Source organism: Chryseobacterium sp., from assembly GCF_045629545.1.
Taxonomy (GTDB): domain Bacteria; phylum Bacteroidota; class Bacteroidia; order Flavobacteriales; family Weeksellaceae; genus Chryseobacterium.
Genome location: NZ_JAZQRK010000042.1, coordinates 102,379 through 115,781, shown reverse-complemented (window position 1 = coordinate 115,781; position 13,403 = coordinate 102,379). Strand labels below are relative to the sequence as shown.

The window sequence follows — 13,403 nt, the reverse complement described above, 5'->3', positions numbered from 1 at the left end:
TGTGATTATCTTAAAAGCCAAGCATTTTTATCTGAATTCCAAAATTATCTTTAAAATGTGCCGTTTGATAATAACCCAAACGATAAGATAAGCCCACGCCGAAGCTTCTTCCCAAGAAATTGTTCCACATTAATCCTACTTCCTGATAATAATGATCCAGAACCTGATAATTGAAATGATGATCTTGTCTGTTTTTCATATCGCCAATTGCAGATTGATATTTCACCTCGATACTAGAAAATCTGTTTCCGATCGTTTTAAACCTAAATGGCAAAGATTGCGAAGCCTGAAATGCCACAAATTTATCGGCAAAGAAAGTTCCGGAAGGCATCGTAGCAAAAGCCAAATTGCTAGGTGTATTGATGGACGAATACCATTTTTCTGAAAACTGATCGGTCTGTCCTGCGATTTCAAAATTCTTCCAAATCGGAGCATATCCGGAAGATATTCCTCCAAATAATTTTAGATTAGTGTATCCCAATTTAGACCTGAATTGGTGAATTAATAGTATATCTACCTTGTCGTAATTCATTTGTCCGCCCAAGAATTCGCTGCCTCTTTCGTAGTTGAGATAAAGTTGCGGATAGCTTTTTTCTACCACAAGTTTTCCTGCAGGCGCCATTACATTTTTGTCATTCGGTGCATATTTCAGAGATAGAGTAGTGCTTGTATTTTTGAAATGATTGTCCCAATCTTTATATTGATAATTGAATAATGCCTCTTGCTTTTCGCCATGCAAACCAATTTTTATGCTTAGAGAGTTAGAAAGATCATACAGATACGTGGCGCCCCAACTTTGGTTTCTGTAAAAATTTGCGTTGTGAATATCTAAATTAAGATCCCCAAACTTCATTCTATTATCCCATTGTTCTGTACTGAATCTGCCTGCTGCAAACACATCATCAAAATATTCGACCCTAAAGATAGAAGTTCTTTTTTTAGAAAGTTTGGTGTCCAATCCAACGCCGTATTTCCAGTGATGATCTTTGAAACCATATCCCAAATAAGCATCAGGAGAAAAAGTAGTATTGAATTTTTCGTTGAGTTTTATACCTGCGCCCAAACGGAAACCTTCATATTTGTCATATTTCAAGAATTTTGTAAGATCGAAATCGATCATTTTGTATCTTAAATTTCCACGTATCAGATTGGTAAGAAAATTAAGCTTTTTCTCGAAATCATGCTTTTGTACAAAGCTATCAATCTTTGTATAAGTCGCACTTTCTCTTGCTGTAAGACTATCTGTTCTGTATTTTTCTAGCAAACTACCATCTGTATTTTTTACATCGATAGAGTAACCATTGAAGTCGGATGCTTTTTGAGCTTCGTTAAGGGTAAAATCGAAAAATCTATTTTTTACATAAAGATAATTTCCAAATCTTTTGCGGTTATATTTCTGCGCTTCACCTTTCTTGATGCTGTCTTTTTTTGAGGTATTAAAAGATTGGCTCCCCATTTTCACCTTGATGTCTTCATAATCTAAAAACCATTTGTTTTGGATAGGTTTCCAAACCGAAACTATATTGCCATCATTCTGTTTTTTGCTAATACTTTCGAATTTTTTTAAGGCAAAAGTTTCAGAATCGATATAGATTTTACCGTTGAATTTTCTAGGATTTTGTTTCTTTTTATTGGTGATTTCTTTAAACTTAATGACAAAAGTTTTTCTACCATCCAACGTGATCGTATCCGTAAGATAATAATTGAACAGTTTTCTATTTTCGGGTTTCAATTGTCTTGGAACTCTATCCAAATTGGAAATATTAAGCGCTAAAGCTTCGTAAATTGGATTCTTAAAACCCGACATTCTGTTGTCTATAATATTGGTTTTATCCCCGAATTTCTTGGAGAATTTATGTTCTGAAGCTTTTTCCCATAAAAACATTTGACTGTCTTTATTGGTTTCCAAAAAATCTTCACTCATCAAAGAATCTTTCTTATCACTTTTAGATTGTTTTGCTTTTTTTTCTTCAACCCTAGAAAGTGAATCTTTTCTTACATCCAAAAAGTTCTTGAAAATAGCAATAGAATCTTTGTCTACATCTAATGAAAACTTGCTATAAGAAGTGAAATTATAACTATCTAAAGATTTTGGAGAATTGTTTCTTGCATTTCTGTTGTATTCGTCCAAAATTTTCAATGCTTTTGGATCGCTTTTATCGGTGATAACAATTTTATCAATATTGCTTCCTTTTTCAGAAGATGGTTTCAGAAAATAATCGTTTGTTTTTTTTACATCAAACTGAGCATCGTCAAAATTATTCGCCAAAACTTCCACTTTTTTGCATTTTGTAGCAATGGTAAGAGATCCTTTGAAGTCTGTTTTCCCAAGAAGATTGTCTTCGCAATAGATAGCCGCATTGGAAATGGGTTGCTTGTTTTCTTTATTTAAAATTTTAAACTGAACTTGCCCGAAAATGCTGATCGTAGAAAGAAGTAAGAAAGAGGATAAAAGTTTTTTCATAAATTGGGTTTGGTTCGACAAATCTAAAAAATAAAAAGTGTAGAAAATGAGCCCAAATTAATAATGTTTTGTTAAATGTAATATGGATTATTGTGAATAAATCACAATAAAATTTTAAAATTCATAAATAATTTAATAAAAATAAATTCACAAAAAAAGCTCCCGATTATTTCGAGAGCTTTTTTGTATATTAGAAATGGATTTCTATTAGAGTTGTAATGCTTTTTGGTAAGCATTTTCTATACCGTCAAGGTTTTTTCCACCTGCAGTTGCAAAACCTGGGTTTCCACCGCCACCGCCTTGGATTTCCTTCGCCAACTCTTTAACGATGTTTCCTGCGTGGTGCGTAGCTTCTAGATCTTCAGAAAGTCCAACAGTTACCATTGGTTTTCCGCTGTTATCAGAGATAATGACGATCATAGAATTTGGTGTTTCTTTTTTCAGTTGGAAAACAATATCCTTCACAGAACCTGCATCTAGAGAAGTTTTCTTTACCAATAATTTTTTGCCACCTTGTTCTACGAAATCGTTTTTCCAATTTTGAATTTCTCCTTTCGCTTTTTCTTTTTTGAAAGCCTCAATTTCAGCTTTTAAAGTTGTATTTTCGTCTACCAATTTTTCAATTGATTTTACTACATCTTTAGATTTTAGCATCTGAGCAATATCACTCATTTGCTTCTCTATATTTTTGAAATATGCTTCAGAATTGTCTCCAGAGATCGCTTCAATTCTTCTAATTCCTGCTGCTGCAGAACTTTCAGAACTTAGTTTAAAGGTTCCAATCTCGCTTGTGTTTTTCACGTGTGTTCCTCCACAAAGTTCTTTAGAGCTACCAAACTGAATCATCCTTACAGAATCTCCATATTTTTCTCCGAATAATGCCATTGCACCTTTGTCAATCGCTTCTTGAATTGGGATATTTCTGAATTCTTGTAATGCAATACTTTCTTTTATTTTTGCATTCACTTTATTTTCTACCAAAGCCAATTCTTCATCAGTCATTTTAGAGAAATGAGAGAAGTCAAAACGCAAATAATCTGGTCCTACAAAAGATCCTTTTTGTTCTACATGAGTTCCCAAAACTTCTCTTAAAGCTTCGTGTAAAAGGTGAGTTACAGAGTGGTTTGCTTGGGAGTTTCTTCTTTCTGCTGCATTTACTTTTGCTGTAAAAGTTGCACTCGCATCTTGAGGAAGTCCGTTGATAAGCGAAATAATCAATCCGTTTTCTTTTTTAGTTTCCAAAACTTCGAAAGATTCAGTACCATTAGAAAGTGTTCCTTTATCGCCAACTTGTCCACCACCTTCTGGGTAGAATGGAGACTCGCTCAATACGATTTGATAAAATTCTCCGTCTTTATTTTCTACTTTACGGTATCTTGTAATTTGAGTTTCAGATTCTAAAACATCATATCCAACGAAGTTTTCAGGTTTTTCTTCTAGAACAACCCAATCGTACACTTTAGAAGCAGAATCTTTCTTAGATCTTTGTTTTTGTTTTTGCATTTCTGCTTCAAAACCAGCTTCGTCAATGGTAAGACCTTTTTCTTCAGCGATAATTCTTGTTAGATCGTCTGGGAAACCATAAGTATCATACAATTCGAAAACTTCAACACTTGGTAAAACTTTTTCGTTGTTAGCAATCGTTTGCTGAATCAATTTTTCAACTCTTACCAATCCGTTTTCAATGGTTTTCAAGAAAGAATCTTCTTCACTTTTTATTACTTCAGTAACCAAAGTTCCTTGTTTTTCCAATTCTGGGAAATAAGCACCCATTTGTTCTTGTAAAATAGCTACCAATTGATAAAGGAAAGGTTCTTTCATCCCTAAGAAACGGTAAGAATAAGAAATTCCTCTTCTTAAAATTCTTCTTATTACATATCCTGCCCCACCATTAGATGGTAATTGTCCGTCTGCAATGGCAAACGAAACCGCGCGGATGTGATCTACAACCACACGAATTGCAATATCTTTTTCGTCTGTAAGTATACCTGTATATTTTTTACCTGATAATTCTTCTACTTTTGCAATAAGCGGAGTAAAGACATCAGTGTCATAGTTTGAACTTTTACCTTGCAATGCCATACAAAGACGCTCAAATCCCATCCCTGTATCTACATGTTGGTTTGGTAATTTTTCTAAGCTTCCATCTGCTTTTCTGTTGAATTCCATGAAAACCAAATTCCAAACTTCCACAACTTGTGGGTGGTCGTTATTTACTAATTCTAAACCAGAAACAGCCGCTTTTTCCTCTGGAGTTCTAAGGTCAACGTGGATTTCAGAACATGGTCCGCAAGGTCCACTAGCGCCCATTTCCCAGAAATTATCTTTTTTGTTTCCGTTGATAATTCTATCCTCAGAGATGAGTGCCTTCCAATAGTTGTATGCATCTTGGTCTCTGTCTAAGTTTTCTGAAGAATCACCTTCAAATATCGTTACATAAAGGTTTTCTTTCGGTATTTTGTAAACTTCTGTTAATAATTCCCATGCAAAAGCAATCGCATCTTTCTTGAAATAATCTCCAAAAGACCAGTTTCCCAACATTTCAAACATGGTGTGGTGGTACGTATCTCTACCTACATCATCCAAATCATTATGTTTCCCAGAAACTCTAAGGCACTTTTGTGTATCTGCAATTCTTGGGGCAGTAGGTGTTTTGTAACCTAAGAAAAAATCTTTAAACTGCGTCATCCCAGAGTTGGAGAACATTAGGGTAGGATCGTCTTTTAACACGATAGGTGCAGAAGGAACAATAAGGTGATTTTTACTTTTAAAATAATCTAAAAACTGTTGTCTTATTTGTTGTGAAGTCATTTTTATAGCTTTAAGCTAAAAGTAAAAATCTTTTAGCATTTTTTTGATTAGCGCAAATTTACTATTTTTGAAGCGATTCTTTAATACTCAGCATCGAAATATTTAACAATATTAAAAATCCGAAAATTAGGTAAAAGGCTTCTTTGGGAAGTTGGCTGACAAGATATACGAATGTTGAAAACCCACCATAATAATTACTCTGCAAAAAATAGATGGTAGGTGACCAACCAAATCCACAATCATTAAATTGAATATGATCCTCTTCCTGAGAATTAAATGCGAATAAATGTCCAGTTTTTTCTAGTTCTAATATATAATTTTCTTGTTTAGAAAGCTGCATATCATTAAGCAATGAAACAAAATCATCATAAAAGTTTTTATCATTCAAAATAAATTCAATTCCGGATTCTTTTTTGTATTCCCGTTGTAATTTTTTAATTTCAGAAATATAAAATTTAGAATTTTTTCTTGCTTCGTGAGGTTTTACTGCTATTTTTTTTAAGTTTAAATTTATAGGAGATTCAAATGTATTGAAATCGGTTTTCTTATAAAATATAGGATCAATACTAATTTCTACATAAGAAAAATTAATTTCTTCATATTTCTGATTGCCATAATACCAAAACAAAATAGGTATGAATACTGCACTAATCAATCCAGGGAAATACTATATTCTTTTGCGAGAAATCATGGATTAAATTTAAACAAAAAAAAGTGATTCCCAAGAGAATCACTTTTTTATTACGTCATATGAGTTTGGAAAGTAAATTACCAATCTCTTTTCTTTAAAATTAAATAAGATCCTAGAATAAAAATTCCGCACCATACAAGGCATGCTACCAAACTTTCTGTAGGATAGGTAAAGTCATATTTTAGTCCAAGAGTTTTTGCTAAATTTAGACGAAGTATTGGATTTGGAATTAGACTAGCCATACTTTCTAGAGGAAGTAATTTGGAAAAAAAGAAACCATTTTGGATCACTTCATTTCTTTGGTCAGCCATCAATCCGTCTAGTTTTGTAAAGGTTTCAATCCCTGAAATTATGGCTTCGCCAACCCAGATTACAAAAAATGCCAGAAAAACAAATACAGATTTTCTAAGCAATATAGATAAAAACATTAGGAAGCAAAAGAATGATAATAGTTTCACAAAATAGTTTCCGATGAAGAAAATCTCTTTATAAATCATCTTGGAATCTGTAACGGTAGAATAGCTTTTCCCAATAAATAAAGTAATTACAAATACCAATAGAGTAGAAATAACGGTGAAAACGCCGATGGTTAAAAGCTTAGACCCAATGAACTCTTCACGGCTCAGTCCGTCTATTGTATTTTGTTTAAACATCCTGTTGGTAAACTCTTGGCAGATGGAAAAAACAATTATTAACCCTAGGAAAATCTTTAGAAGTGCAACAATATAAGTAGTAAAATTCCAGATTTCTGGGAAGTTGTAGATACCTTGTTCTTTTAGGTTGATGGTTTTGCCAAATACCTTTAGATCGACCAATCCTATAAAAAGGAATGTGATAAGAATAGCGAAATACAAAATGGTAAAAACCTTAAAGGGCGTATAGTTGAGGTTTTTATAATATTCTAATTTTAATAATTTCATCATAACTATTTGGTGTTTTTTACAAGATCTAGGAATTGAGTTTCTAGCGACTGTTTTTTCTTAGCAAGATGAGATAAGAAAATTCCTTTTTCGGCTAATCTTTGGTTGAGTGCTGAGGCAGAAATAGACGCATCATCACGTATTTGTGCTTTTATAATATCATTATCAGCTTTTATAGAGGTGAACCAATTCAGTTCATCTAAGGCTGATAAGAGTGCGTTGTTGTTATCCGATTTTAGTTCGAAGAAGCCATTGTTTTGAGAAATCTCATCTACTGGACCCGAATAGATTGCATTTCCTTCCTTTAATACAATTACGTGGCTGCATATTTTTTCTATTTCGTCCAAAAGGTGACTGGCAATAATAATGGTAATGCCTTGTTTGGCAATAGCGCTGATGATTTCTCTTATTTGAATAATTCCTTCGGGATCCAATCCGTTTGTAGGTTCGTCCAAAATCAGAACTTCCGGACTATTAAGAAGAGAAGAGGCGATAGATAGACGTTGTTTCATCCCCAAGGAATAACTCTTAAAGGTATCTTTTTTTCTAGATATCAATCCAACAGTGGTGAGAACCTCATCTATCCTAGAATGAGGAGTGCCTTTTATTTCGGCTACTATTTTTAGGTTAGTTTCGGCGCTTAGATAAGGGTAAAAATTGGGTTGTTCTATAATGGCACCAATTCTTTTTAGCGTATCAGAATCAGTGCCTCTTTTACCAAACCAATACCAATCTCCACTTGTAGGATTGATGGTAGAGAGCAACATCCCAAAAGTAGTAGATTTCCCACTCCCATTAGGTCCCAGAAGACCATAGACGTTGCCTTTTTCTACATCAAAAGATATATTATTAACAACAACTCTCTTGAATTTTTTAGTCAGATTTTTTACAGATAATATTTTTTCCATGTATTTTGTATGTACTATAAAAGTCTATAATTTTTGATAATTGTTACATATTCTCCGTACATAGATTAAAAAATTAATATTAAAATCTTATTTTTGATAGAAATAATAGATGTTTTTATGAAGCTAAATAATTTTGCAAAAGAACTGAATGTTTCCTCAGAAACTATAAAGCACTTTATACAAGACTTTGATTTGGTTCTGACGGATTGTATCACCACAACATTTGAGGTAAAAGAAGATTTCGAAAAGTTCGCAAGAGAAAATGTAGATTTTTTGGTACAGTATGAAAAAGATTTAAACCAAAATAAAACGATAGAGCAAATTGCAGAAACAATCAATCAGCCCATTGATAAAATAAAAAAGGAGATCAAAGAAAGAAATACCAATATATTTGACAACGGAAGATACACATCTTCTATCTCTAGCTACGGATTAGACCAAAAGTTAGGCGGAAATTATCAATTTGTCTATAATTATTTTGGACAAAAAACCAACTTACAGCAGAAAGAATTCATTGGGTACAGAGATTTGTTTTTTTATATTTCTACAGTTTTAGAGCCATTTCTTAATGAGCAACAGATCAAAGATTGGGGCATCTCAAAACCTGCTGGCATTGTTTTGTATGGTCCGCCAGGAAGTGGTAAGATATTTTGGGCAAACAAGATTGCAGAAATCATCAATTATCATTTCAAAGAAGTGAATAAACATTATTTAGGAACTTCGTTTGTAGATGGTAACAAAACTTCCTTTAATGATTTTCTACAAAGCATGATGCACGAAGACAAAGTGTTACTTTTCATGGATGATTTTGATGTCATTATGGAAAGTAGGGCACCAGACAAAACGGTGGAATCTTGTAATATAGAAACCCAAGAAATTATTTTGCACAACATCAGCAAATTCACAGATGAAAATGTATTGATGGTAGCTTCTGCCAATAGCGTTTCTGAGATTGTTGAGGAGGTGTTGGCGCCGGGAAGGTTTGATGTTCTTATTCCTATTTTCCCACCTAATGCGTCAGAAAGAGCAGAGATTATCCTGTTTTCTATAACCAAAGGGCTTGATGAATCTTCTTTGTTGTTTAAAATTTTAAAAAATAATAAAGCGGATACCATTCCTTTTTGGAGCGAAATTTCATCCAAAATGAAAGTGTTTAGCAATACCATGTTGATTGATTTTACTCAAAGCTTGAAAAAAAGAATAAAGAATCTGTATCAGAAAACCAGAAATGAAAAATTAATTGTTGATAAATATTTGCTAGAAAGTGCTCTGCGAGATGCATCATCTAAACTAACAGAAGAATATCTAAACCAAGTTGCTCAGTTCCTGAATGATGCTATTGTGAATAATTATGACGATTTTAAAAATAGAATAGAAGCAGTTAGATCTGAGTTAGAAACCTATAAGATGGTAGAGCCACAACCTACAAGTATAGGTTTTCAGCATAATAATAAGGAAGACAAAAAATAAGGAGATTTTTTAGGATATATTTTAAATTTAATACAAAATAGAAGATTGCTCATCATTACTATTTTACAATGATATCAAAGTGCGCATCTCTGTTTACATGAGAATCCGTATTTTTGCAGAAAAGAAACATTCGTGATCAACAGCGACCAAATAAAAGAAGTTCAATCTAGAATTGAAGATTTATACAAATATCTTCAGATTGAAAAAAAGAAAATAGAAATTGCAAATGATGATGAAAAATCTGCAGCTCCAGAGTTTTGGGACAACCCGAAAAAGGCTGAGGTTTTTCTGAAGCAATTGCGTTCCAAAAAACGATGGGTAGAAGACTTTGAAGATATTTCTACTCAGCTCGAAGATTTGCATGTTCTGATGGAGTTTGCTAAGGAAGATGCAGATTCGGAGCGAGAATTGGATGAGAGTTTTCCTCAGATTTTGGAAAAAATAGAAAATTTAGAATTCAAAAATATGCTTTCTAATGAAGGCGACGAGCTTTCTGCTGTTTTACAAATTACTGCGGGTGCAGGTGGAACAGAAAGTTGCGATTGGGCAGCAATGCTGATGAGAATGTACACCATGTGGGCAGAAAAACAAGGTTATAAGATTAAAGAACTCAACTATCAGGAAGGTGAAGTAGCTGGGGTAAAAACGGTTACCTTGGAGCTAGACGGAGAATATGCATTCGGTTACCTGAAAGGGGAAAATGGTGTTCACCGTTTGGTAAGAATTTCTCCTTTTGATAGTAATGCCAAGCGTCATACAAGTTTCGTGTCCGTGTATGTGTATCCTTTGGTAGATGATACTATAGAAATTAATATTAACCCTGCTGATATTTCCTTCGAGACGATGCGTTCTTCTGGAGCAGGTGGACAAAACGTAAACAAAGTGGAAACAGCAGTGCGTCTACGTCACGCTCCTACCGGGATTATTATCGAAAACTCAGAATCTCGTTCTCAGCTTCAAAATAAAGAAAAAGCAATGCAGCTATTGCGTTCTAGATTGTACGAGATGGAATTGGAAGAACGTCTAAAAGCACGTACCGAAATTGAAGCCAACAAAATGAAAATTGAATGGGGTAGCCAAATCCGAAATTATGTGATGCATCCTTACAAATTAGTTAAAGATGTACGTTCTGCCCACGAGACTTCGGACGTAGATGGAGTAATGAATGGAAATATCACCCCTTTCTTGAAAGCGTTTTTGATGGCAGATGGAAATGCAGCTACCAGTGATGATCTAAACTTGTAAAAGAAGCTTAAAATCTGTTAAAATATGAGAATAAATTTTCGTTTCATTTATTTTAAACCTATTTTTGCTGTTCAACATTAATTATGGAACACTTTACAAGTTGGAAAGATTTATTAAACCCAGAATTTTATATAAATATGGGTGGATTTTGGTTGATTTTATTTATCGTATTTGCCGAAACAGGCTTATTTGTAGGATTTTTTCTTCCTGGAGATTCGTTATTGTTTGTATCAGGTATCTATGCGGTAGATATCATTTCTACAACATTCGGATCCACAGGTAGCGATTTATTAGATACCACCATTTTGGCTACAGCTGTTGCACTCGCTGCAATTGTAGGAAACCAAATAGGATACTGGTTTGGAAGTAAAACAGGACCTGCTTTGTATAAAAAACAAGATACGATGTTGTTCAAAAAGAAATATCTTTTTCAGGCTCATGATTTCTTTGAAAAAAATGGGTCTTTAGCGGTAATCATGGCTAGATTTTTACCCGTAGTAAGAACTTTTACTCCTATTGTTGCGGGTATTGTAAAGATGGATAAGAAAACATTTTTACGAGACAATATTATTGGTGGAGTTTTATGGTCATTCTTGCTAATTTTTGCGGGTCATTATCTTGATAAATTATTTAGAGATGAATTCGGTATAGAACTTAAGTCCAAATTAGAATATATTATTTTAGTAATTGTTCTAGTGACTACATTACCTGTAATTATAAAGTTTTTCTTTGGTAAAAAAGAAGATTATTCTAAATATGAAAATCACGATTTTGGTGATGATAACAAATAACGAAATTTAAATATTATACAATAACCCTCTTTCTAGAAAGTGGGTTATTTTTTTATCCATTCTAGTATTTTTGGATAGATTATAGTATCCCTTTTTTTATGATTAAAAAACCTTGGGACGTGTCCTGTTTTTTTCATGTATATCAATTGATGAGGTATATTATTATCTTGTAATACTTTACCTAAAGATAATCCTTGTTTATGGTTGACTAATATATCTTGGTCCCCTTGAAATAGAAGTGTTGGTACATTGCTAACATTGGAAATAGGACTTGCTTTTATGAATTCTTTATCGATATCGTTTCTTCTAAATTTTACCCCAACCATTTTTCCTATTGTAGATGCAGAATATCTAGAATGCAAAGAGCCAAGGTAATCCTGTGTATAGAAATCAGTGGGACCACTAAGGGAAATTATTTTTTTTATTCTCTCTGGATTTTTATAACCATAGAGTAGCGCTAAATGTCCACCTGCACTTTCGCCTAATATAATATAATTATTGGGCGATAATTCAGCTTTTTCGCATAGACTATTAAATGCTTCTATAGCTAAGTCTATATCCTCCAATTGGTTTTTGTAGGTAATGTTTTTGGAGACTAACCTATAATTAATGTTAATGGAAGGTATATTATTTTCGAAAAGCATTTTCTGAATATGGATCATATGTTCTTTCTTTCCATATTTCCAACCGCCGCCGTGTACCAATACTACTGTAGGATGAATATCTTGTTCATATGATGGCAAAAAGACATCCATTTTTTGCTTTTTATGTTCTCCGTATTTGAGGTTATATATTTTCTGACTCTCGTCTCCCACCCAAACTCTAAATTTTGTACTGCACGAACTTAGGACAAATGCTCCTATTGCGATAAGGCTAATGGTTTTTGCAAAAGTAATTTGATTCATATTCAAATTTACAAAGAATACGCATTCCCACTTTTAATTTTTTTTTTAAATAATGGATTATACTCAACATACCATTAAATTTAATTTAATATTTACAATTTTAATATTACTTTTACTGCAAATAAAAATACAAAAATATGGCTTCTGGTTTTTTTGCAATTTTAGATGATATTGCAGCTCTAATGGATGATGTAGCAGTAACGGCAAAATTAGCTACTAAAAAGACAGCGGGTATCCTAGGTGATGACCTTGCTGTAAATGCAGAAAAAGCAACGGGATTTGTGGCTTCTAGAGAGATTCCAGTACTATGGGCAATTACAAAGGGATCCTTTGTAAACAAGTTAATTATTTTGCCAGTAGTATTTCTACTCAATGCATTTTTCCCCGATATAATAAAATATGTACTCATCGTTGGTGGAATATATCTTGCATTTGAGGGAGTAGAAAAAATAGTAGAATATTTTTTTCACCCATCTGATAAAAACACAGATCAAGTAAAGGTAGAAACTAAAACTGAAAATCTAGAAGAGTTGGAAAAAACAAAAATAAGATCTGCCATTACTACAGATTTTATATTGTCTGTAGAAATTGTAATCATCGCACTAGGAACAGTATTAGAAGAAAAACATCCTTTGTTAACTCAAATTCTTACTGTGACATTAGTAGCATTTATTGCTACTGTAGGTGTATATGGTATTGTAGCTCTTATCGTAAGAATGGATGATGCAGGTTTCAGACTGCTTAAAAAGAGTAAAGGAGAAGGTTTCTTATCAAAACTAGGTCAGTTTTTAGTAGATGCACTTCCTATCGTTATCAAAGCATTGGGAGCTATTGGTACTATAGCTTTACTTATGGTTTCTGGAGGTATATTTGCTCATAATATAGATTATTTACATCATATTTTACCCAATTTATATCCAACCCTTAGAGAAACAATTTTTGGATTTGCTATAGGTCTTGTAGCAGTAGCAATTTTCACAGCAGGTAAATTGGTTTATAATAAAGTGATTACCAAGCCAAAAATAAGCTCATAAATTTCAAAATAAAAAATAAGGAAAAGCATTAGTAATATAATGCTTTTCTTCTTTGCTAAAAATTGAAAGTGACTTACTAACTGTTTTTATCTTGCCAAGTTCATAATTTTTTTTAGGATATTTGGTATCTGTCTCGCATTATTATATTTCTCACTTTGATGTAT

At 33.1% G+C, this 13,403-nt stretch carries 10 protein-coding genes; 4 read left to right on the top strand and 6 right to left on the bottom strand.

The features are described from left to right. Positions 1–10 precede the first annotated feature (10 nt). The 5 genes from ACKI42_RS10045 to ACKI42_RS10025 all read right to left on the bottom strand — a co-directional run bounded on the left by ACKI42_RS10045 (position 11) and on the right by ACKI42_RS10025 (position 7,794). Positions 11–2,464: a DUF5686 family protein gene (locus ACKI42_RS10045; RefSeq protein WP_407404989.1), complete on the bottom strand. Its 2,454-nt coding sequence runs from the start codon at positions 2,462–2,464 to the stop codon at positions 11–13. 207 nt (positions 2,465–2,671) lie between these two features. Continuing rightward, on the bottom strand, positions 2,672–5,275 hold the full coding sequence (alaS, locus tag ACKI42_RS10040; RefSeq protein ID WP_407404987.1) for an alanine--tRNA ligase: 2,604 nt from the start codon (positions 5,273–5,275) through the stop codon (positions 2,672–2,674). A gap of 61 nt (positions 5,276–5,336) precedes the next feature. After that, complete coding sequence (locus ACKI42_RS10035; protein ID WP_407404985.1) at positions 5,337–5,930, bottom strand: hypothetical protein; 594 nt, start codon at positions 5,928–5,930, stop codon at positions 5,337–5,339. A 113-nt stretch (positions 5,931–6,043) separates the two neighbouring features. After that, positions 6,044–6,889 (bottom strand): ABC transporter permease, encoded by an 846-nt coding sequence (locus ACKI42_RS10030; RefSeq protein ID WP_407404983.1) that lies wholly within the window; start codon positions 6,887–6,889, stop codon positions 6,044–6,046. A 2-nt stretch (positions 6,890–6,891) separates the two neighbouring features. Further along, positions 6,892–7,794 carry an ABC transporter ATP-binding protein gene (locus tag ACKI42_RS10025; RefSeq protein ID WP_407404981.1) on the bottom strand — a complete coding sequence of 301 codons (903 nt, stop codon included), beginning with the start codon at positions 7,792–7,794 and terminating at the stop codon, positions 6,892–6,894. A gap of 93 nt (positions 7,795–7,887) precedes the next feature. Between ACKI42_RS10025 and ACKI42_RS10020 the strand changes: the two genes are divergently transcribed. The 3 genes from ACKI42_RS10020 to ACKI42_RS10010 all read left to right on the top strand — a co-directional run bounded on the left by ACKI42_RS10020 (position 7,888) and on the right by ACKI42_RS10010 (position 11,300). After that, the gene (locus ACKI42_RS10020) at positions 7,888–9,264 is read left to right on the top strand and encodes an AAA family ATPase (RefSeq protein ID WP_407404979.1); all 1,377 of its coding nucleotides are present in this window, start codon (positions 7,888–7,890) and stop codon (positions 9,262–9,264) included. Positions 9,265–9,396: 132 nt separating this feature from the next. Further along, positions 9,397–10,509 (top strand): peptide chain release factor 2, encoded by a 1,113-nt coding sequence (gene prfB / locus ACKI42_RS10015; protein WP_407404977.1) that lies wholly within the window; start codon positions 9,397–9,399, stop codon positions 10,507–10,509. An 83-nt stretch (positions 10,510–10,592) separates the two neighbouring features. Continuing rightward, positions 10,593–11,300: a DedA family protein gene (locus tag ACKI42_RS10010; RefSeq protein ID WP_407404975.1), complete on the top strand. Its 708-nt coding sequence runs from the start codon at positions 10,593–10,595 to the stop codon at positions 11,298–11,300. A 44-nt stretch (positions 11,301–11,344) separates the two neighbouring features. Here the strand turns inward: ACKI42_RS10010 and ACKI42_RS10005 are convergent, their stop codons facing one another. Next, positions 11,345–12,205 (bottom strand): prolyl oligopeptidase family serine peptidase, encoded by an 861-nt coding sequence (locus tag ACKI42_RS10005; protein ID WP_407404973.1) that lies wholly within the window; start codon positions 12,203–12,205, stop codon positions 11,345–11,347. 137 nt (positions 12,206–12,342) lie between these two features. Between ACKI42_RS10005 and ACKI42_RS10000 the strand changes: the two genes are divergently transcribed. Further along, a complete protein-coding gene (locus tag ACKI42_RS10000; protein WP_407404971.1) occupies positions 12,343–13,239 on the top strand; it encodes a DUF808 domain-containing protein in 897 nt (298 codons plus the stop codon). The last annotated feature ends 164 nt before the right edge of the window (positions 13,240–13,403 follow it).

Excerpts from the sequence above, each read along its gene's own strand:
- ACKI42_RS10045 (WP_407404989.1), bottom strand. The coding sequence starts at position 2,464 with ATGAAAAAACTTTTATCCTCTTTCTTACTTCTTTCTACGATCAGCATT.
- alaS (WP_407404987.1), bottom strand. The coding sequence starts at position 5,275 with ATGACTTCACAACAAATAAGACAACAGTTTTTAGATTATTTTAAAAGT.
- ACKI42_RS10030 (WP_407404983.1), bottom strand. The coding sequence starts at position 6,889 with ATGATGAAATTATTAAAATTAGAATATTATAAAAACCTCAACTATACG.
- ACKI42_RS10025 (WP_407404981.1), bottom strand. The coding sequence starts at position 7,794 with ATGGAAAAAATATTATCTGTAAAAAATCTGACTAAAAAATTCAAGAGA.
- ACKI42_RS10010 (WP_407404975.1), top strand. The coding sequence starts at position 10,593 with ATGGAACACTTTACAAGTTGGAAAGATTTATTAAACCCAGAATTTTAT.
- ACKI42_RS10005 (WP_407404973.1), bottom strand. The coding sequence starts at position 12,205 with ATGAATCAAATTACTTTTGCAAAAACCATTAGCCTTATCGCAATAGGA.
- ACKI42_RS10000 (WP_407404971.1), top strand. The coding sequence starts at position 12,343 with ATGGCTTCTGGTTTTTTTGCAATTTTAGATGATATTGCAGCTCTAATG.